Raw genomic sequence first — 19,116 nt, forward strand, 5'->3', positions numbered from 1 at the left:
GCCCTCCCCCGGCGTGTCCGTCGACCCCCCCGGTCAGGCCAGCACGCCGGCGAGCTGACGCAGCCCGGCGCGATGGTCGGAGGCGCCGGGCGCCCAGTCCAGTTCGGCGCGGGCCCGCGCGTTCGACACCCGCATCGAGGTGGTCAGGATCCGGTGCACGTACGGCAGCGGGCGCAGCAGCGCGGCCGGCACCCGGGGCGGGCGGGGCGCGCCGACGGTCCGGGCGAACTCGTCGAGCCAGTCACCCCAGCGCACCGGCGCGCCGTCGACCACGTTGTACGCCGCGCCCGCCCGGCCCCGCTCCAGCGCCGCCACGGTCGCCGTCGCGGCGTCGTCGATGGTCACCAGGTTCACCAGCCCACCCCCGGTACGCGGGACGGGGAACCACCGCCGGCGCAGCATCCGGGCGATGGACCGGGTGCTGGCGTCCTCGCCGTAGAACAGCCCGTACCGCAGCGCCACCCCGGTCAGGTCGGACGCCCCGCAGGCCTGCTCCTCGGCGGCCCGCATCGCCGCGACGTGCGCCCCGGTGGGGCCCGGCTCCGGTCGGCCGAACGGGTCGTCCTCGGTCAGCGGGCGCTCGCCGTGATCCCGGTAGCCGTAGCCGAAGACCATCGACTGCACCACGAACCGGGTGGCGCCCACCTCGCGGGCGAGGGCGAGCAGGTGGGCGGTGCCGGTGGTGCGCAGCAGGTTGGTGGCCGTCATGTCGGCGTGCCGGACCGGCGGCCGGCGCAGCGCGGTCAGCTCGTGCAGCACGGCGTCGGCGGTGACGCTGGCGCAGGCCCGCAGCAGCGCGTCCCGGTCGAGGACGTCGGCGACGACCGGGCGTACGCCGGCCGCGTCGAGCCGGGCCGCGGCGGCCTCGGAACGGGTGAGGCCGACGACCTCGTGGCCGGCGCCGCGCAGGTGGCGGATGAGCGGGCCCCCGATCGCACCGGAGGCCCCGGCGAGAACTACTCTCATGGTCGCGTCCCTTCGTGAAGTTTCGTACCGGGGACGGGCCGGCCGTGGCGATCGTGACGGTGACCGGCCGCACACCGGAGCCGCCCGACCGGGCCGGTTGGTCCGGCGCACGGGTCATCGGGTAACCTGACCAGGTTGCCCGGGCAGCGCCTGCCGGCGACCTCATGAACGTTTCAATCCCAGGAGTATCCCGTGGCTAGCGTGTGCGACGTCTGTGGCAAGGGGCCGGGCTTCGGCCACAACGTGTCCCACTCGCACCGGCGGACCAACCGCCGCTGGAACCCGAACATCCAGTCGGTGCGTACCCCGGCCGGTGGCGGCAACACCAAGAAGTTGCAGGTCTGCACCTCGTGCATCAAGGCCGGCAAGGTCACCCGCGCCTGACGCGGTAGCGCCTCCAGCTCGAAGATTCGCCAGCACCGGCGGGCCGTCACGGTCCGCCGGTTCTGTCGTGTCCGGGTACGGGCGGCCGGCGCCGCTCCGGGCCCGGCGGGATCAGAGAGTACGACCGAAGGAGAGGCAGCCCGGCTCGTCGGCGTAGAAGCCGAAGTTCGGGATCCGCTCGTAGCCGGCGGAGATGTACATCCCGATCGCCTCGGGCTGCCTGTCGCCGCACTCCAGGATGATCTGCTTGCGCCCGTGCAGCCGGGCCGACTCCTCCACCGCGGCGAGCACCGCGCGGGCGACCCCCCGCCCACGGGCGGCCGGGGCGGTGTACATCCGCTTCAGCTCGGCGGTGTCGTCGCCGTGGCTGCGCCAGCCGCCGCAGCCGACCGGCTCGCCGTCGAGGTGGGCGACGAGGAACGCGCCGTGCGGCGGCACGAACTCGGCGGCGTCCACCGGCGTCTCGTCACCGCTGCCGCCGTAACGCTCGCCCAGGTCGGCCAGGGCGGCCCGGATCAGCGACTGCGCCACCGGCGAGTCGAACGCCAGCGGCCGGATCTCGATCTCACTCACCGGAGAAGGGTACGACCGGCGCGGCCCGCCTCCCGGGTGCCGGTCGCCGGACGTGGCGGACGCCTCCTGCGGACCGTCGGCGTGTCGCCTGGCCGAGACGGCGGCGCGCACGCCACCGGTTCACCGGAAGTGGTCCCAGCCGGCCGGCCCCTCGTAGGGCGCGCCGTCGACCGTGACCCCGGCGCCCTCGACGACCCGGCCGATCGGCCGCCACTCGGCGGGCAGGGCCACCGACCGGGGGAAGGTCGCGGCCAGCGCGTGGTCGTCGCCCCCGCTGAGGATCCAGGTGTACGGGTCGACGCCGAGCGCCTGCGCGGCGTCGCCCATCTGCCGGGGCACCTCGAAGGCGTCCCGGTGCACGTCGAGACCGACCCCGCTGGCCTTCGCCACGTGCCCCAGGTCGGCCAGGAGCCCGTCCGAGACGTCGATCATGGCGGTGGCGCCGAGCCGGGCGGCGTGCGGCCCGGCCGCGTACGGCACCTCCGGCCGCCGGTACGCCTCGACCAGCACCCGGGGGGTGCGGAAGCCGCGGGAGAGCACGGTCAGCCCGGCGGCGGCCCACCCGGTCCGGCCGGCCAGCGCGAGGACGTCCCCGGGTCGGGCGCCCGAGCGGACCACCGGCGGGTGCCCGTCCAGGTCGCCGAGGGCGGTGACCGCGATGGTCAGGGTCGGGCTGGCGGACATGTCCCCGCCGACGACGCTCGCCCCGACCGCGCCCGCCTCCGCGCCCAGCCCGTCGGCCAGCCCCTCGGCCCAGCTCGTCTCCAGCTCCGCCGGCATGCAGAGGGCGACCAGCAGCGCCGTCGGGGTGGCCCCCATCGCGGCGATGTCGGCCAGGTTGGCCGCCGCCGCCCGGTGCCCCACGTCCGTGGCGCTGGACCAGTCCCGGCGGAAGTGCCGCCCCTCGACCAGCACGTCGGTGGAGGCGACCACCCGTCGGTCCGGGGCGGCCACCACGGCCCCGTCGTCGCCCGGGCCGAGCAGGCAGGTCGGGCCGTACGTCAGTCGGGCGGTCACCCGGTCGATCAGACCGAACTCGCCGACACCCGCGACACTCATGTCATCCTCTCGCCACGCTCGCTCACTGCTTCCCCTCGACCACCGATAGGGATCACGCCTGCTCCGTAGGGTAGTTTCACCCTTCGGGCCGCCCCGGGGCGGCGACGGACGGAGGTCGAGTCGTGGTACAGGCGTACATCCTCATCCAGACCGAGGTCGGGCGGGCGCGTGACGTGGCCGGGCTGATCTCGGACCTCGCCGGCGTGGTACGGGTCGACGCCGTCACCGGGCCGTACGACGTGGTGGTCCTCACCGAGGCGAACACCGTCGACGAGCTCGGCAAACTCATCGTCAGCAAGGTGCAGATGGTGCCCGGGATCACCCGCACCCTCACGTGTTCGGTGGTGCGCCTGTAAATGGACGAGAAGACTTCCACCCCCGCTCCCGACGCCGCGACGGCGTCCGCCCGCCGGCCCGGCAAGGCTTCCGGCTGGGACCGGTCGACCCGTCGGGCCGCCCTGGTGGCCACCCTGGTCGCGGTCCCGGTGACCGTGGCGGTGGCCGCGGTGGCCTTCGCGAAGCTGGCGCCGGATTCCCCGTCCGCCGCGCCGAACCCCACCGTGACCTCGGCCCGCCCGCAGGCCACCGGGCCGGTCGAGATGGCCGCGCCGGCCCTGGCCGCGCGGCCCGCCACGGTGTGCCGGGCGCTGGTCTCGCAGCTCCCCGACACGATCCGGGACCTGGGCCAGCGGCCGGTCAGCGCGGGGCCCGAGCAGAACGTCGCGTACGGCGACCCGGCGGTGACCGTCTCCTGCGGCGGGGCCTCGCCCACGGTCGGGGCGACCGACGACGTCTGGACGGTCAACAAGGTCTGCTGGTTCGCCAAGGAGGAGACCGACGCCACGGTCCTCACCACGGTGGACCGGGAGACCCCGGTCACCCTGCGGGTGCCGCGCTCGTACGGCCAGGCCCTGCAGTGGGCGCCGCCGATCGCCGACACCATCATCGCCGCCGTCCCCTCCGGCGGCACCGCACCCGCCGGCTGCCGCGCCTGACCCCACCCCACCCCACCTTCGGGGTGCACCTGCACGGAAAGAGTGGCTTCCCGGGCCCGGGAGGCCACTCTTTCGGTGAATGAGCGTGGTGATGGTCGCGGGCGTCAGCGGGGGCCGGCGGGGCGGTGCAGGGCGGTGCGGATGAGGCGGTGGACCAGCTTCGGGTACTCCAGGCCGGCGGCGGCCCACATCCGCGGGAACATCGACGTCGGGGTGAAACCGGGCATCGTGTTGATCTCGTTGAGGTAGACGTCCAGCTCCGGGGTGACGAAGAAGTCGACCCGGGCCAGGCCGGAGCAGTCCAGCGCGGTGAAGGCGCGGGTGGCGTACTCCTGCACCTGGCGGGTGACGTGCTCGGGGAGCCCGGCGGGAATGTCGTACTCGCAGGCGTCGTCGATGTACTTCGCCTCGAAGTCGTACCAGTCGTGCCCGGAGACGACCCGCACCTCGGCCAGGACGGACGCCTCGGGGGCACCGCCGGCCTCGCCCTCCAGCACGCCGCACTCGATCTCCCGGCCGACGATCGCGGCCTCCACCAGCACCTTCGTGTCGATCTCGCGGGCGGTCGCGACGGCGGCGTCGAGCTGCGCCCAGTCGTCGACCTTGGTGATGCCGAACGACGACCCGGCCCGGGACGGCTTGACGAAGACCGGCAGGCCGAGACGCTCCTTGTCCTGCTCGCTCAGGGTCATGCCGTTGCGCAGCACCGCGTACGGCCCGACCGGGATGCCCTCGACGGCGCAGAGCTTCTTGGTGAACTCCTTGTCCATCGCCGCGGCGGAGGCGAAGACGTTGGCGCCGACGTAGGGGATGTCGGCCATCTCCAGCATGCCCTGGATGGTGCCGTCCTCGCCGTACGCGCCGTGCAGCACCGGGAAGACCACGTCCACGTCGGCCAGCGCCCGGGGACCCTCGGTCGGGTCGAGCACCATCAGCCCACCGGCGGTGGGGTCGGCGCGGAGCACCACCTCGGCCCCCGACCCTGCGGTGATCTCCGGCAGCTTGCGTGCCTGGATCGAGAGCTGCCCCGGGTCACCGCTGGTCAGCACCCACTGCCCCTGGCGGGTGATGCCGACCGGCACCACCTCGAACTCGTCCGGGTCGAGCGCGCCGAGCACGCTGCCGGCGCTGACGCAGGAGATGCCGTGCTCGGGGCTGCGACCGCCGAAGACGATCGCCACGCGGGTCTTGCCTGGGGTGGTCACTGGGTCACCTCTCGGTACGCGACTGCGGAGCCGCCAGCGGCTCACCCGGTTGACCTTACTGTGGGTGGCCGCGACCCGATGGTGATACCCGGGAGGACGCGGGCGTCCCTCGCAAACGGTCGTCCGTACCGATACGGTGCGTGACGGTCAGTCGGTGACCGGAACCGCGGGGCCGGGCCGCCGGCCCACCGCGATGACCTTCACCCGTTGCCGCCCGGCGCGGACCATGCCCAGCGCCATGAACGCGCCGGCGATCCGGTCGGCGGCCTCGCGGCTGCTGGCGCCCACCACCTGGCGGCGCCGCTCGGGGCAGCTGCGCTCGTCGCGGAATTCGCCCTCGGCGGGCCGGACGTCGGTCAGCACCACCAGGAAGCGGGTCATCGCCGCCCGTCCCGACATCCGGTCACCCTCATTCCCGAGCCCCTCCCCGACGGTCGGTGGCGGTGGCACGTGGCGATCGGGTACGGGGGAGTAAATCCCGATCGCCACGCGCCCCATCCCCTCCGGTCGCTCACCCTCGCCGTCGCCACGACAACCGCTGGTGAGGACGCCATCGCAGATTGACAGGTGGACACGCGTGAATGCAATTCTCATCGACGTTCTCTCATGCACACGTTCCCGCAGACATATGTCACCATCAACGTATGGCTCCGAAGACCGCCCGGGCCCGCCGACTCGGCATCGCCCTGCGGACCCACCGAGAGGCGGCCGGCCTCACCCTCGAGGCCGCCGCCGACGAGATCAACAGCACCCGCAGCACCCTGTCCCGGTACGAGAACGCGCAGACCCTGGTGAACCCGGCCACCGTGCGCGCGCTGCTCAACCTGTACGGCGTGGGGCCGGACGACATCGCCGCCGCGGTGCAGCTGGCCAAGGACACCCGCAAGCCGGGTTGGTGGGTGCCGTACTCGCACCTGCTGGACAAGCGCACCATCGACTTCATCGCCCTGGAGGCGGAGGCGACCGGCATCGCCAACTTCGAGCCCTCGGTGGTGCCGGGCCTGCTCCAGACCGCCGATTACATCCGCGGGGTGATGCGCGGCGGGCCGCACACCCTCGGCGACGACCAGGTCGAGCAGCGGGTCAAGCTCCGGCTGGACCGCCAGCACCGGATCACCGCCGACGACCCGCCCATCTTCGACGCGATCATCGACGAGGGCGCGCTGCTCCGCCCGGTCGGCGACCGGACGGTGATGGACGCCCAGCTGCGACACCTGCTCAAGATGTCCGAGCTGCCGAACGTCACCGTCCAGGTGATCCCGCTGTCGGCCGGCTACCACCGGGGCACCCGCGGCTCGCTGCACATCCTGGAGTTCGCCGACCCGGAGGACCCGCTCATCGCCTCGGTGGAGACCGTCGCCGGGCAGATGGTCCTCGACCGGCCGCATGACCTGCGTACCTGCACCAAGATCATGGAACACCTGCGGACCGTCGCGCTCAGCCCGACGGACAGCCGCGACCAGCTGCTGCAACTGTTGAAGGGACGGTAGGACCATGACACCGACGATCAGCGCGGCACTGGCCGCGGCTGCCTGGCGCAAGAGCAGCCACAGCGGGGACCAGGGTGCCTGCGTCGAGCTGGCCGCCCTACCGGGCCGGGTCGCGGTCCGCGACTCCAAGGACCCGACCGGGCCGGTGCTGCTCTTCCCGCCCGCCGCCTGGACCGCCTTCGCCGCCGCGCCGCCCCGCCGCTGAGCGGGCCGGGGTCGGCTCCGTCAGGCGCCGACCACCGCCCGAGCCGGCGGCTCGGCGCGCAACGCCTCCAGCGCCGCGATCGCCACGCCCCGGGCGCCGGCCATGTCCCGGTCCGGCACCAGGGCGAAGGTGGCGACCGCCGCCTGCTCCTCGCGGAGGACGGTGTGCTCGCGCACGGTCGCCAGGAACCACTCCCGGAACTCCGGCGCCGCCTCCACCACGCCGCCCCCCACGAAGTACGCGTGCGGGTCGGTGAAGTTCGCCGCGATGGTGAAGAGCCGGCCGAGCGCCGCCGCCTGCTGGGCGAAGACCTCACGGGCCAGCGTGTCGCCGCGCTCGGCGTACCCGCGCAGCAGCTTCGCGGCCCGGTCGGCCGGCTCGGCGGCGAGCGGGTGGTCGGGGTGCCGACCCAACCAGTACGGCAGCAGGCTGCGCCGGATGCCGGTCAGCGAGGCGACGCTCTCCGCGTCCCCGGCGAAGCCGCAGGCGCAGGTCGGCACCGGCTGGTCCAGGGCGAGCAGCCCGGTCAGCGGGATGTGGACGTGCCCGAACTCGCCGGCCATCCCGGCCGCGCCGGTGACCACTCGGCCGTTCTCCACCACCCCGCCGCCCAGGCCGGTGCCGACGATCGCCGCCACCGACGACCGGCTCATCGCGTCCGCTCCGAAGTGGACGTGGTGCGCGTAGAGCGCGGCGGCGTTTCCGTCGTTGTGGTAGACCACGGGCAGGCCGAGCCGGCGCTCCAGCGCGCCCCGCACGTCGAAGCCGTGCCAGGCCGGCTGGGAGAAGTTGGTCGAGCCCCGGGACGAGATCACCCCCGTCGCGCTGGCCGGCCCCGGCGTGTCCAGCCCGACGGCGCGGACCAGCGCGCGCGGCACCCCGGTGTGGGCCAGCACCCCGTCCAGGGCCCGGGCCAGCGCCTCGATCGCCGCCTCCGGGCCGTCGCCCACCTCGCTGGGGATCTCCAGCAGCCCGTCGACCAGGAACCGTCCGTCCAGGGTCAGCACGGTGGCGTTGTTGCTCGTCCCGCCGTTGTCGAGGCCGACCACCACCGGCACATCCGTGCTGCCCATCCGACGCCTCCCGCCCGAGCCTGATGCGAGGTTAGTTCCCGCCCGACGCCACCGCCACGCCAGTCGGGCGGAGTGCCGGCCGGCGGGCGGCGACGACGGTCGCCTCCCACTCCTCGGCGCGCTGCACCCGCGGGTCCAGGCCGAGCGCCGTCATGGCCGCGCAGAGCGGTTCCGCCTGGCTGTCGCTGATCTCCACCACCAGGTGACCGCCGGGGGCCAGCCAGTCCACCGCGCCGGCCGCCACCCGGCGCAGCACGGCCAGCCCGTCGACCCCGCCGTCCAGCGCCACCGGCGCCTCGTACAGCCGCGCCTCCGGCGGCAGCAGCGCCACGGCCGCCGTCGGGACGTACGGGGCGTTCGCCACCACCAGGTCGAGCTTGCCGCGCCAGCGCGGCGGCAGCGGGTCGTACAGGTCGCCGTGCAGGACCGGCACGTCGCGGCCGGCGAGGTTGCGCCGGGCGCAGGCGACCGCCGCGGGGTCGACGTCGACGGCGGCGAGCCAGCGCGGGGCGAGCCGGGCGGCCAGCGCCACCGTGGTGGCGCCGGACCCGCAGCAGAGGTCGACCACCGCGGGCGCCGGCCCGGTGACCGCCGCCGCGGCCGCCACCAGCAGGGCGGTACGACCACGGGGTACGAACACGCCGGGGTCGACGGCGACCCGCAGCCCGCAGAACTCGGCCCAGCCGAGCACGTGTTCCAGCGGCAGGCCGTCGACCCGGCGCTGCACCAGCGTGGTCAGCGCGTCGGGCGAGTCGGCGGCGGCGATGAGCAGTTGCGCCTCGTCCTCGGCGTAGACGCAGCCGGCGGCGCGCAGCCGCTGGACGAGGGCGGGACGGTCGGGGTGGAACGGTGACGTTGCCATGGCAAACCCTTCGGGAACGCTCGTCGGCGCTCCCGCCGTCGCTACCGTGGCGACGGGGACTCGGAGGGGAGCGCCCGTCCTGGTGTCTGGCGGATCGGACTCACCTCCTCGGGTCGAGGGCCCACGCGGGCCGGGATCACGATAACCGACGACCCTGCGCCGCGCTGTCCAGCGCGGCGGTCAGATCGGCCAGCAGGTCGGCGGTGTCCTCCACCCCGCAGGAGAGCCGGACGAAGCCCGGCGCGGTGTCGTCGCCCCACTGCGCCCGCCGGTCGGCCGTGGTGTGCAGGCCACCGAAGGACGTCGCGGCGGCGACCAGCCGGGACGCCTCGACGAAGCGGGCCACCCGGTCGGCGTCGCCGAGGTCGAAGGAGAGCACCCCGGGCATCCGGCGCATCTGCGTCGAGGCCACCCGGTACGCCGGGTCCTCCGGCCGGCCGGGCCAGCGCAGCCCGGTCACGTCGGCCCGCCCGGCGAGCAGCTCGGCGACGGCCGCCGCGTTGGCGGTCTGCCGGGCCAGCCGCAGGTCCAGGGTGGCCAGTGACCGGTGCGCCAGCCAGGCGTCGAAGGCGCCGGGGACCGCGCCGGTGGTGGAGCGCCACGCGGTGACCGTCTCCAGCAGCTCGGCGGAGCGGGACGCCACGTAGCCGAGCAGCAGGTCGGAGTGGCCGGTCAGCGCCTTGGTGCCGGAGGCGACCACCAGGTCCGCACCGAGGTCCAGCGGGCGCTGCCCGAGCGGGGTGGCGGTGGTGTTGTCGACCGCCACCAGCGCGCCGGCGGCGTGCGCCGCCTCGGCGAGGGCGGCCACGTCGGCCACGTCCAGGCCAGGGTTGGCCGGGGTCTCCAGCAGCACCATCCGCACCCCGTCGAACGACGGGTACGGCCCCGCGGTCGGCACGAACCGGACCCGGACCCCGATCCCCTCCAGGGTGGCGGTGGCGAAGGCCCGTACCGGGAAGTACCCGTCGGCGGGGAGGACGATGGTGTCCCCGGGGCGCAGCACGGCCAGCAGCAGGCCGGTGATGGCCGCCTGCCCGCTGGCAAAGGCCCGGCAGTCGCCCCCCTCCAGCTCGCCGATCGCCGCCTCCAGCAGACGCCGGGTGGGGTTGTCCGGCCGGCCGTAGCCGTTGACCGCGCCGGCCGGCCCCTGCCACGGGTCGAGGTGGTACGGCGCGGCGAAGACCGGCCCGGGCAGGAACGGCGCGCCGGGGGTCGGTTCGGGCAGCCCGGCGTGCACGCACCGGGTGCCGTCGTGCCACTCGCCGGAGCTCACTCGTACGACTCCGGCTTCGCGGTACGGCTCATCAGGGCGTCCACCGCCAGTCGGGGGTCCATCCCCTCGTGGCAGATCCGCTCGATCTGCTCGGTGATCGGCATCTCCACCCCGTGCGCCCGGGCCAGGTCCCGGATGGCCAGGCAGCTCTTCACGCCCTCGGCGGTCTGCCGGGTCGCGGCCTGCGCCTGCTCCAGGGTCTCCCCCCGGCCCAGGTGCTCGCCGAAGGTGCGGTTACGGGCCAGCGGCGAGGAGCAGGAGGCGACCAGGTCGCCCATCCCCGCCAGGCCGGCGAAGGTGATCGGGTCGGCGCCGAGCGCCACGCCCAGCCGGGCGGTCTCGGCCAGGCCGCGGGTCATCAGCATCGCCCGGGTGTTGTCGCCGAAGCCCATCGCGGTGGCGATCCCGTACGCCAGGGCGATCACGTTCTTGACCGCCCCGCCCAGCTCGCAGCCGATCACGTCGTCGTTGGTGTACGGCCGGAAGTACGGCGTCCGGATCGACGACTGGACCAGCGTCGCGCGGCGGGAGTCGGTGCCGGCGACCACCGTCGCGGCGGGCTGTTCGGCGGCGATCTCCGGGGCCAGGTTGGGGCCGGAGACCACCACCACCCGGTCCGGGGTGACCCCGGCGGTCTCCACGATGACCTCGCTCATCCGCCGGGTGGTGCCCAGCTCGATGCCCTTCATCAGGGAGACCAGGGTGGCGTCCGGGGCGAGGTGCCCGGCCCACTCGGCGAGGTTGCCGCGCAGCGTCTGCGACGGTACGGAGAGCACCACCAGCTCCGCGCCGGCGATGGCCTTGCCGGCGTCGCCGGTCGCGGTGACCCGCTCCGGCAGCCGCAGGTCGGGCAGGTAGTCGGGGTTGCGCCGGTGGGTCCGGATCGCCTCGGCCACCGACTCGCGCCGGGCCCAGACGGTGACGTCCCGTCCCGCGTCGGCGAGGATCTTGGCGAAGGCGGTCCCCCAGGAACCGGCCCCCAGCACCGCGACATGGCTCATTCGGTCACCTCGGGAGTACGCGGACGGGCGGGACGTTCCCAGAGCGGCGGTGGCGTGCCACCTCGGATGCCGGCGAGCAGGTCGCGCAGGGTCAGCATGATCTCGTCGGTCATCTCCTCGAGGACCGCCCGGCTCGGTGTGGCGCCCGCCCACCGGCTCAGGTCGATCGGCGGGCCGGCGACCACCGTCACCGGGGTGCGCGGGCGCAGTCCGAACCGGGTGGTCCGGGGGTCGAACAACTCCTCCGGCCCCCACATCGCCACCGGGATCACCGGCGCGCCGGTGGCCAGCGCCAGCCGGGCCGCCCCGGTCTTGCCCTTCATCGGCCACAGGTCGGGCTCGCGGGTGATGGTGCCCTCCGGGTAAATCACCACCGCGCCCCCCTCGTCGAGGGCGGCGATCAGCTTGTCGAGCGACTTGACCGCGTCGACCGAGCCCCGTTCCACCGGGATCTGCCGGCAGCGGTGCAGGATCCAGCCGATCACCGGGACCCGGAAGACACTCGCCTTGCCGAGGAACTGCGGCCAGCGGCCCGCGTCGTAGATGAAATGCGCGGAGACCAGCGGGTCGGCGTGCGACAGGTGGTTCGGCACGATGATGATTCCGCCGTCGCGGCGCAGCTGCTCCGCGCCGTGCCAGGTGCGCCGGGTCCAGAGCAGCATCACCGGCTTGACCAGCGCCACGGCGAACCGTGGCCAGAACCCCAGCCTGCGCCGTGTCACCCTGCCTCCTCGTCGCCCCGCCCCCACGCGCCGCACCCGCCGGTGCGGCCCGCAGCCGAAATCATGCCTGCTCGGTCCGGGTACGGCCAGTGAGGGTACCGCCGGGGACGCTGGCAGGATTGTCGGCGTGCGTCAGCCGACCTGGACCGTGGTGGTGCCGGTGAAGCGCCTCGGCGCGGCGAAGAGCCGGCTGCGGGGCGCGCTGCCGGTCGTACCCCACGAGGAGCTGGCGCTGGCCCTGGTGGCCGACACGGTCCGCGCGGTGCGGGCGTGCGCGGCGGTCGCCGAGGTCCTGGTGGTCACCGACGACCCGGCGGTGGCGGCCACCGCGGCGGCCGCGGGCGCCCGGGTGGTGCCGGACGCGCCGGACGCCGGGCTCAACGCCGCCTTCCGGCACGGCGCCCGGCTCGCCACGGCGGCCGGCGCCGGGGTACGGGTGGCGGGCCTCACCGCTGACCTGCCGGCGCTGCGCCCCACGGAGCTGGCCGCCGCGCTGCACGCGGCCACCGCCGGCCCGGGGGTACGCCGGTTCGTCGCCGACGCCCCGGGGACCGGCACGGTGCTGCTGGCCGCGCCGCCCGGCGTGCCGCTGGACCCCCGGTTCGGCGTCGGCTCGGCGGCGGCGCACCGGGCCAGCGGCGCGCTGCCGTTGACCGGTGACTGGCCGACCCTGCGCCGGGACGTGGACACCGCCGCCGACCTGGCTGCCGCGGCCCGGCTCGGGCTCGGGCCGCGCACCGCCGCCCTGGCCGGGCAGCCGGCGGGCCGCCCGGGCTGACCTGCCGGTGTACGGTGCTGGCATGCAGGGCACGGTGGCGACCTTCGACGCGGCGACCCGCACCGGCGTGCTGCTCCTGGACGACGGCACCGAACTGGCCTTCCCCGCGCCGGCCTTCGACGCCTCCGGGTTGCGCCTGCTCCGGCTCGGGCAGCGGTTGCGGGTGGAAACCGATCCGGACGGAGCGGTCGTCCGCGTGACGTTGCCGACCATGGCGTGATCAACCTGGCCCGAGTTCATTTTGCGTTCACCGGAATCGGGTGATTATGAGCGGGTGAGCTCCCCTCGCGAACACCCCGCCAGCCCACCCCACGCCGCCGACCCGACCGGTTCCCGCAACGGCAGCCGACGCCGCGGCTCCGACGGCCGTTTCCGCACCCCCCGTACGCCCGACGACACCGTGGGCACCGCCCCCGACAGCCCCGGGGCGAGCGCCGCGGGCGCCTCCGCCGGGCTGGACGAGGTGCTCGACCCGGGCGACCGGCCGGCCCCGCCCACCGGCCCGGACGCGCCGCCGGCCGCCCCGCCGCTGCCGGAGGACCGCTTCCTCAACCGGGAGCTCTCCTGGCTCGACTTCAACGCCCGGGTGCTGTCGCTGGCCGAGGACCGGCGCACCCCGCTGCTGGAGCGGGCCAAGTTCCTGGCCATCTTCGCCAGCAACCTCGACGAGTTCTACATGGTCCGGGTGGCCGGGCTGAAGCGCCGCCGCTCCGCCGGCCTGCCGGTCCGGGGCGGCGACCGGCTGCCGCTGCGCACCCAGCTGGAGCTGATCTCCGAGCGGACCGCCGACCTGGTCGGCCGGCACGCCGCCTGCTTCGTCGACGACGTGCTGCCGAAGCTGGCCGAGGAGAACATCCGGATCCTGCGCTGGGCCGAGCTGGACGACCCGGAGCGGGAGCGACTGCGCACGTACTTCCGGGAGCACATCTTCCCGGTGCTCACCCCGCTCGCCGTCGACCCGGCGCACCCGTTCCCGTACATCTCCGGGCGATCGCTGAACCTGGCCGTGGCGGTCCGCGACCCGGACGGCGGTTCGGAGCTGTTCGCCCGGGTCAAGGTGCCGAACAACGTGCCCCGCTTCGTCCGGGTCGGCCGGGACCAGCCGGGGCTGCGGATGCTGCCGGTCGAGGAGCTCATCTCGGTGCACCTCGGCCAGCTCTTCTCCGGCATGCAGGTGGTGGAGTGCCACCTGTTCCGGGTCACCCGCAACGCCGAGGTGGAGGTCGACGAGGACCGGGACGAGGACCTGCTCCAGGCGCTGGAACGGGAGCTGGCCCGGCGCCGCTTCGGCCCGCCGGTACGACTGGAGGTCGCCGCCTCCATCTCCGACCACATGCTGGAGCTGCTCGTCCGCGAGCTGGACATGGACGACCAGGACGTGCTGCGGGTACCCGGCCTGCTCGACCTCTCCGCGATGTGGCAGCTCTACGGCGAGGCGGACCGGCCCGACCTGAAGGACCCGCCGTTCGTACCGGCCACCCATCCCCGGCTCGCCGAGGGGGAGGTGCCGCGCAGCGTCTTCGCCACCCTGCGCGACGGCGACGTGCTGGTGCACCACCCGTACCACTCGTTCGCGACCAGCGTGCAGCGCTTCATCGAGCAGGCTGCCGCCGACCCGAACGTGCTCGCCATCAAGCAGACCCTCTACCGCACCTCCGGCGACTCCCCGATCGTCGACGCGCTGGTCGACGCGGCCGCCGCCGGCAAGCAGGTCGTGGTGCTGGTGGAGCTGAAGGCGCGCTTCGACGAGGTGGCCAACATCGGCTGGGCGCGAACCCTGGAACGGGCCGGCTGCCACGTGGTCTACGGGCTGGTGGGCCTCAAGACGCACTGCAAGACCGCCCTGGTGGTACGCCAGGAGGGCAACCAGATCCGGCGGTACTGCCACATCGGCACCGGCAACTACCACCCGAAGACCGCCCGGCTCTACGAGGACTTCGGGGTGCTCACCGCCGACCCGGAGATCGGCGCGGACCTGACCGACCTGTTCAACGTGCTCACCGGGTACAGCCGGCAGACCGCGTTCCGGCGGCTGCTGGTGGCGCCGCAGGGCATCCGCAGCGGCCTGGTCGAGCGGATCGAACGGGAGATCGCCCACGTCCGGCTGGGCATGCCCGGCCTGGTGCAGTTCAAGGTGAACTCGCTGGTCGACGAGGAGGTCACCGACGCGCTGTACCGGGCGTCCCGGGCCGGCGTCCACGTGGACCTGCTGATCCGGGGCATGTGCACGCTGCGACCCGGGGTGCCAGGGCTGTCGGAGAACATCCGGGTCCGGTCGATCCTCGGCCGGTTCCTGGAACACTCGCGGGTCTTCCGGTTCGGCAACAACGGCGACGCCGAGTTCTGGATGGGCTCGGCGGACCTGATGCACCGCAACCTGGACCGTCGGGTGGAGGCGCTGGTCCAGGTGAGCGACCCGGTCGCCCGGGCCGAGCTGGACCACGCGCTGAGCACCGCGTTCGGGCCCGACGTGGACGCGTTCGAACTGGCCGCCGACGGCACCTGGACCCGCCGTACGGGCACCCCGGAGGAGCCGCTGGGCCACCTCCAGGAGCTGCTGCTGCGCCGGGTCGGCGGCACCGCCGGCTGACCGGCCGGCCGGCGCGGTCCACCGGACGTGGCGGGCCCCGTCGGGCGGTGCGCCGAGGGGGCTGAGCGGCCCGTACGGCGGGTCGCCCGGACGTAGGGTGGCCAGATGGTGGACGAGGGACCGGTCGGCATCCGGGCGGCCGGCGGGGTGGTCTGGCGGCCGGCGGCCGACGGGGTGCAGGTCTGCCTGGTGCACCGGCCCCGCTACGGCGACTGGTCGCTGCCCAAGGGGAAGCTGGAACGCGGGGAGCACCCGCTGCTGGCGGCGGTCCGCGAGGTGGCCGAGGAGACCGACGTGCGGGCGGTGCCGCAGGTCCGGCTCCCCACCGTCGGCTACCGCAGCGAGGGGCTGCCGAAGACGGTCGACTACTGGTCGATGCTGGCGGTCGGCGTGGGCGGCTTCCAGCCGGGCACCGAGGTCGACGACGTGCGCTGGCTCGACGTCGACGAGGCGATCCGGCTGGTCAGCTATCCGCACGACGCGGAGGTGCTGGCCGCGTTCGCCGCGCTGCCGCGGGTGACCGGGACGGTCGCCCTGGTCCGGCACGCGCACGCCGGCAGACGGGCCACCTGGTCCGGCCCGGACATCGGCCGCCCGTTGGACGCCGAGGGCTGGGCGCAGGCCGCTGCGCTGGCCCCGCTGGTGGCGCTGGTCCGCCCGACCCGGCTGCTGTCGGCGTCGCCGCGCCGGTGCGTACAGACCCTCGACCCGACGGCCGCCCTGCTGGACCTGCCGATCGAGATCTGCGGGGACCTGGACGAGCCGGCGCCGGGCCAGCAGGCCGACGAGTGCGCGCTGGCCGCCGCGGCCCGGCTGGCGGGCCTGGCCGCCACCGGCGAACCGGTCGGGGTGTGCAGCCAGGGCAAGGTGATCCCGGGGGCCCTGGAGCGGCTGACCGGGCGGGCGGACGACTTCACCACCCCGAAGGGCGGCGGGTGGCTGCTCGCCTTCGCCGCCGACCGGCTGGTCGCCGCCGACCGGCTCTGAACACCGGCACGCGGAAAGGGCGCCCACCGTCGCGGTGGGCGCCCTTCTCGTCGTACGCGGTGGTTCAGCGCTTGGCGGTGGCCTTCTTGGCCGGTGCCTTCTTGGCGGGCGCCTTCTTGGCCGCCGTGCTCTTGCTGACGGTGGTCTTCTTCGCCGCCGTGGTCTTCGTGGCGGCCTTGGTCGCCGCGGCGGTCTTCTTCGCCGGGGCGGCCTTCTTGGTGGTGGCCTTGGCCGTGGCGGCCTTGGCGGCGGTGGTCTTGGTGGCCTTCGCCGCGGTGGTCTTCTTCGCGGCGGCGGCGGTGGTCTTCTTGGCTCCGGCGGCCTTCGCGCCGGCCGCCTTCGCCCCGGTCGCCTTCGCGCCGGCCGCCTTCGCGCCGGCCGCCTTCGCGCCGGTGGTCTTGGCGGCGCCCGCGGCGGCGGTCTTCTTCGCCGGGGCGGCGACCTTCGGCACCTTGCCGCTGGCCACCATCTCCTTGAACCCGGCGCCGGGACGGAAGGTCGGGACGGACGTCTTCTTGACCTTCACCGCCTCACCGGTACGCGGATTGCGCGCTGTTCGGGCGGCCCGGGCGCGCTTTTCGAACGATCCGAATCCGGTGATCGCCACCTTGTCGCCCTTGGTAACCGCCGACTGGACCTCGGCGAGGACCGCGTCGAGCGCCGCCGTCGCCGTCTTCCGGTCCCCCAGGCGAGCGGCGAGCGCCTCGATGAGCTCGGCCTTGTTCACGACTTCCTCCCGATTGTGCAACTGACTCGACGCGAGCCATTCTGCGCGCACGGTATGCCCTGTGCTGCCGGGACACAAACATTCGATGGAAAAAAGCCCTTGTGTCGTAACGGATTCGCCCCCACCGGGTGGTCCGGTGGGGGCGAAAACCGTGCAACGGTCGGGCGTACGGCTATGCGACGGCGGGCAGGAACGGCGGCCGGGTCGTCTCGTACGCGCCGATCTCGGCGTCGTGCCGGAGGGTGAGTCCAATGTCGTCCAGGCCCTCCATCAGCCGCCAGCGGCTGTGGTCGTCCAGCGGGAACGACCAGGTGGACTCACCGACCCGGACCTCCCGGGCGGTCAGGTCGACGGTGACGGGGGTGGTCGGCTCGGCCTCGACCCGGTCCCAGATCTCCTCCACCGCCTTCAATTCCAGCTCGACCGGAAGGAGCCCTTCCTTGAGCGCGTTGCCGCGGAAGATGTCACCGAACCGGGGGGAGATCACCGCCCGGAACCCCCAGTCGCGCAGCGCCCAGACAGCGTGCTCCCGGGAGGATCCCGTACCGAACTCGGGGCCGGCCACGAGAATCGACGCACCGGAATACGCGGGATCGTTGAGGACGAATGTCGGGTCCTCTCGCCAGGCGTTGAAGAGTCCGTCGGCGAAACCGGTCCGGGTCACCCGCTTGAGGTACACGGCCGGGATGATCTGATCGGTGTCCACGTTGGAGCGGCGCAGCGGCACGGCCGCGCCGGTGTGGGTGGTGAACCTGTCCATGCTGCCCTTCTCTACAGGTCGGCGGGGGCGGCCAGCCGGCCGACCACGGCGGTGGCGGCGGCGACCGGCGGGGAGACCAGATGGGTACGTCCGCCCCGGCCCTGCCGGCCCTCGAAGTTGCGGTTGGAGGTCGACGCGGAGCGCTCGCCCGGCCGCAACGTGTCGGGGTTCATCCCCAGGCACATCGAGCAGCCGGCGAAGCGCCACTCGGCACCGGCGTCGGCGAAGACCTTGTCCAGCCCCTCCGCCTCGGCGGCCTCGCGCACGGCGGCCGAGCCGGGGACGACGAGCATCCGCACCCCGTCGGCCACCTTGTGCCCGCGCAGCACGTCCGCGGCGGCCCGCAGGTCCTCCAGCCGGCCGTTGGTGCAGGAGCCGACGAAGACCACGTCGACGGCGAGCTCGCGCAGCGGGGTGCCGGGGGTCAGGGCCATGTACTCCAGGGCCCGACGGGCGGCGGCCCGCTCGGAGTCGGTGACGAACTCCTCCGGGTCCGGCACGGCCGCGGCCAGCGGGGCGCCCTGACCGGGATTGGTGCCCCAGGTGACGAACGGGGTGATCCGGCTGGCGTCGAGGGTCACCTCGGCGTCGAAGGTCGCCCCCTCGTCGGTGGGCAGCGTCCGCCAGTACGCCACCGCGGCGTCCCAGTCGGCGCCCTGCGGCGCGTGCGGCCGCCCCTTGAGGTACGCGAAGGTGGTCTCGTCCGGCGCGATCAGGCCGGCCTTGGCGCCCCACTCGATGGACATGTTGGCGACGGTCATCCGCCCCTCCATGGAGAGCGCGCGGATCGCCTCGCCCCGGTACTCCACGATGTGGCCGCGCCCGCCGCCGGTGCCCACCTGGGCGATCAGCGCGAGGACCAGGTCCTTCGCGGTGACGCCGGGGGCGAGCTGCCCGGTGACGTTCACCGCCATCGTCCTCGGGCGCGCCTGCGGCAGCGTCTGGGTGGCCAGGACGTGTTCCACCTCACTGGTGCCGATGCCGAAGGCCAGCGCGCCGAAGGCGCCGTGGGTGGCGGTGTGCGAGTCGCCGCAGACGATCGTCATGCCGGGCTGGGTGACGCCCAGCTGCGGGCCGATGACGTGCACGATGCCCTGGTTCTCGTCGCCGAGCGGGTGCAGCCGGACGCCGAACTCGGCGCAGTTGCGGCGCAACGTCTCGATCTGCGTACGGGAGGTCGGGTCCGCGATGGTGAGCAGGTCACCGCGGCGCAACCGGAACGACGGGTCGTCGTAGCCGGTCGGGGTGTTGTGGTCCTCGGTCGCGAGCGTGAGGTCGGGACGGCGGATCCGGCGGCCGGCCAGCCGCAACCCGTCGAACGCCTGCGGGCTGGTCACCTCGTGCAGCAGGTGCAGGTCGATGTAGAGCAGGTCGGGCTCGCCCTGGGCGGTCCGTACGACGTGCGCGTCCCAGACCTTCTCGGCCAGGGTCCTCGGCTCAGGAGTGACTCCCACCATCTGGACATC

Annotated in this window: 22 protein-coding genes; 9 read left to right on the forward strand and 13 right to left on the reverse strand. The window is 74.2% G+C overall.

The window, feature by feature from the left end; genetic code table 11:
- Positions 1-33: 33 nt before the first annotated feature.
- Positions 34-966 (reverse strand): NAD-dependent epimerase/dehydratase family protein, encoded by a 933-nt coding sequence (locus V6U81_RS00910; RefSeq protein ID WP_334482893.1) that lies wholly within the window; start codon positions 964-966, stop codon positions 34-36.
- 192 nt (positions 967-1,158) lie between these two features.
- Between V6U81_RS00910 and rpmB the strand changes: the two genes are divergently transcribed.
- Entirely contained in the window at positions 1,159-1,350 is a 192-nt protein-coding gene (gene rpmB, locus V6U81_RS00915; protein WP_007456456.1) for a 50S ribosomal protein L28, read from the forward strand.
- Between the two features lie 111 nt (positions 1,351-1,461).
- On the opposite strand, the gene V6U81_RS00920 is transcribed toward rpmB, so the two are convergent.
- Positions 1,462-1,923, reverse strand: coding sequence for a GNAT family N-acetyltransferase (locus tag V6U81_RS00920; RefSeq protein WP_334482907.1), 462 nt, complete (start codon positions 1,921-1,923; stop codon positions 1,462-1,464).
- Between the two features lie 120 nt (positions 1,924-2,043).
- The gene (locus V6U81_RS00925; protein ID WP_334482910.1) at positions 2,044-2,982 is read right to left on the reverse strand and encodes a thiamine-phosphate kinase; all 939 of its coding nucleotides are present in this window, start codon (positions 2,980-2,982) and stop codon (positions 2,044-2,046) included.
- 122 nt (positions 2,983-3,104) lie between these two features.
- On the opposite strand from V6U81_RS00925, the gene V6U81_RS00930 reads away from it, so the two are divergent.
- Both V6U81_RS00930 and V6U81_RS00935 read left to right on the forward strand, forming a co-directional pair.
- On the forward strand, positions 3,105-3,338 hold the full coding sequence (locus tag V6U81_RS00930; RefSeq protein WP_089001579.1) for an Lrp/AsnC ligand binding domain-containing protein: 234 nt from the start codon (positions 3,105-3,107) through the stop codon (positions 3,336-3,338).
- Positions 3,339-3,977 (forward strand): DUF3515 family protein, encoded by a 639-nt coding sequence (locus V6U81_RS00935; protein ID WP_334482916.1) that lies wholly within the window; start codon positions 3,339-3,341, stop codon positions 3,975-3,977.
- Positions 3,978-4,081: 104 nt separating this feature from the next.
- Here the strand turns inward: V6U81_RS00935 and V6U81_RS00940 are convergent, their stop codons facing one another.
- Together V6U81_RS00940 and V6U81_RS00945 are read right to left on the reverse strand one after the other, a co-directional pair.
- Positions 4,082-5,182, reverse strand: coding sequence for a D-alanine--D-alanine ligase family protein (locus tag V6U81_RS00940; RefSeq protein WP_334482919.1), 1,101 nt, complete (start codon positions 5,180-5,182; stop codon positions 4,082-4,084).
- Positions 5,183-5,329: 147 nt separating this feature from the next.
- Positions 5,330-5,563 (reverse strand): hypothetical protein, encoded by a 234-nt coding sequence (locus tag V6U81_RS00945; RefSeq protein WP_420883946.1) that lies wholly within the window; start codon positions 5,561-5,563, stop codon positions 5,330-5,332.
- A 263-nt stretch (positions 5,564-5,826) separates the two neighbouring features.
- On the opposite strand from V6U81_RS00945, the gene V6U81_RS00950 reads away from it, so the two are divergent.
- Both V6U81_RS00950 and V6U81_RS00955 read left to right on the forward strand, forming a co-directional pair.
- A complete protein-coding gene (locus V6U81_RS00950) occupies positions 5,827-6,672 on the forward strand; it encodes a helix-turn-helix domain-containing protein (RefSeq protein WP_334482925.1) in 846 nt (281 codons plus the stop codon).
- Between the two features lie 4 nt (positions 6,673-6,676).
- Positions 6,677-6,877 (forward strand): DUF397 domain-containing protein, encoded by a 201-nt coding sequence (locus V6U81_RS00955; protein WP_334482928.1) that lies wholly within the window; start codon positions 6,677-6,679, stop codon positions 6,875-6,877.
- Between the two features lie 20 nt (positions 6,878-6,897).
- On the opposite strand, the gene V6U81_RS00960 is transcribed toward V6U81_RS00955, so the two are convergent.
- The 5 genes from V6U81_RS00960 to V6U81_RS00980 form a co-directional block, all read right to left on the reverse strand.
- Positions 6,898-7,950, reverse strand: coding sequence for an ROK family protein (locus V6U81_RS00960; RefSeq protein ID WP_334482930.1), 1,053 nt, complete (start codon positions 7,948-7,950; stop codon positions 6,898-6,900).
- A gap of 31 nt (positions 7,951-7,981) precedes the next feature.
- Positions 7,982-8,812 (reverse strand): putative protein N(5)-glutamine methyltransferase, encoded by an 831-nt coding sequence (locus V6U81_RS00965; protein WP_334482932.1) that lies wholly within the window; start codon positions 8,810-8,812, stop codon positions 7,982-7,984.
- Positions 8,813-8,948: 136 nt separating this feature from the next.
- Positions 8,949-10,085 carry a cystathionine gamma-lyase gene (locus tag V6U81_RS00970; protein WP_334482934.1) on the reverse strand — a complete coding sequence of 379 codons (1,137 nt, stop codon included), beginning with the start codon at positions 10,083-10,085 and terminating at the stop codon, positions 8,949-8,951.
- Complete coding sequence (locus tag V6U81_RS00975) at positions 10,082-11,086, reverse strand: NAD(P)H-dependent glycerol-3-phosphate dehydrogenase (protein ID WP_334482936.1); 1,005 nt, start codon at positions 11,084-11,086, stop codon at positions 10,082-10,084. The genes V6U81_RS00970 and V6U81_RS00975 overlap by 4 nt, the downstream gene beginning before the upstream one ends.
- Positions 11,083-11,808: a lysophospholipid acyltransferase family protein gene (locus tag V6U81_RS00980; protein WP_334482938.1), complete on the reverse strand. Its 726-nt coding sequence runs from the start codon at positions 11,806-11,808 to the stop codon at positions 11,083-11,085. Before V6U81_RS00980 ends, V6U81_RS00975 begins: the two co-directional genes overlap by 4 nt.
- 127 nt (positions 11,809-11,935) lie before the next feature.
- On the opposite strand from V6U81_RS00980, the gene cofC reads away from it, so the two are divergent.
- The 4 genes from cofC (at position 11,936) to V6U81_RS01000 (ending at position 16,163) form a co-directional block, all read left to right on the forward strand.
- Positions 11,936-12,586, forward strand: a complete 651-nt coding sequence (gene cofC, locus V6U81_RS00985; RefSeq protein ID WP_334482940.1) for a 2-phospho-L-lactate guanylyltransferase — start codon at positions 11,936-11,938, stop codon at positions 12,584-12,586.
- 22 nt (positions 12,587-12,608) lie between these two features.
- The gene (locus V6U81_RS00990) at positions 12,609-12,806 is read left to right on the forward strand and encodes a cold-shock protein (RefSeq protein ID WP_334482942.1); all 198 of its coding nucleotides are present in this window, start codon (positions 12,609-12,611) and stop codon (positions 12,804-12,806) included.
- 54 nt (positions 12,807-12,860) lie between these two features.
- Entirely contained in the window at positions 12,861-15,176 is a 2,316-nt protein-coding gene (locus tag V6U81_RS00995) for an RNA degradosome polyphosphate kinase (RefSeq protein ID WP_334482944.1), read from the forward strand.
- A 105-nt stretch (positions 15,177-15,281) separates the two neighbouring features.
- Positions 15,282-16,163: an NUDIX domain-containing protein gene (locus tag V6U81_RS01000; RefSeq protein WP_334482945.1), complete on the forward strand. Its 882-nt coding sequence runs from the start codon at positions 15,282-15,284 to the stop codon at positions 16,161-16,163.
- Positions 16,164-16,227: 64 nt separating this feature from the next.
- Here V6U81_RS01000 and V6U81_RS01005 read toward each other — a convergent pair whose 3' ends face one another.
- From V6U81_RS01005 to leuC, 3 genes are all read right to left on the reverse strand, one after another.
- Positions 16,228-16,890, reverse strand: coding sequence for an HU family DNA-binding protein (locus V6U81_RS01005; RefSeq protein ID WP_334482947.1), 663 nt, complete (start codon positions 16,888-16,890; stop codon positions 16,228-16,230).
- Between the two features lie 172 nt (positions 16,891-17,062).
- Positions 17,063-17,650, reverse strand: a complete 588-nt coding sequence (leuD, locus tag V6U81_RS01010) for a 3-isopropylmalate dehydratase small subunit (RefSeq protein ID WP_334482949.1) — start codon at positions 17,648-17,650, stop codon at positions 17,063-17,065.
- A gap of 11 nt (positions 17,651-17,661) precedes the next feature.
- A complete protein-coding gene (leuC, locus tag V6U81_RS01015; protein WP_334482951.1) occupies positions 17,662-19,107 on the reverse strand; it encodes a 3-isopropylmalate dehydratase large subunit in 1,446 nt (481 codons plus the stop codon).
- Positions 19,108-19,116: the final 9 nt, after the last annotated feature.

This window comes from Micromonospora lacuserhaii, from assembly GCF_036902735.1.
GTDB lineage: Bacteria > Actinomycetota > Actinomycetes > Mycobacteriales > Micromonosporaceae > Micromonospora.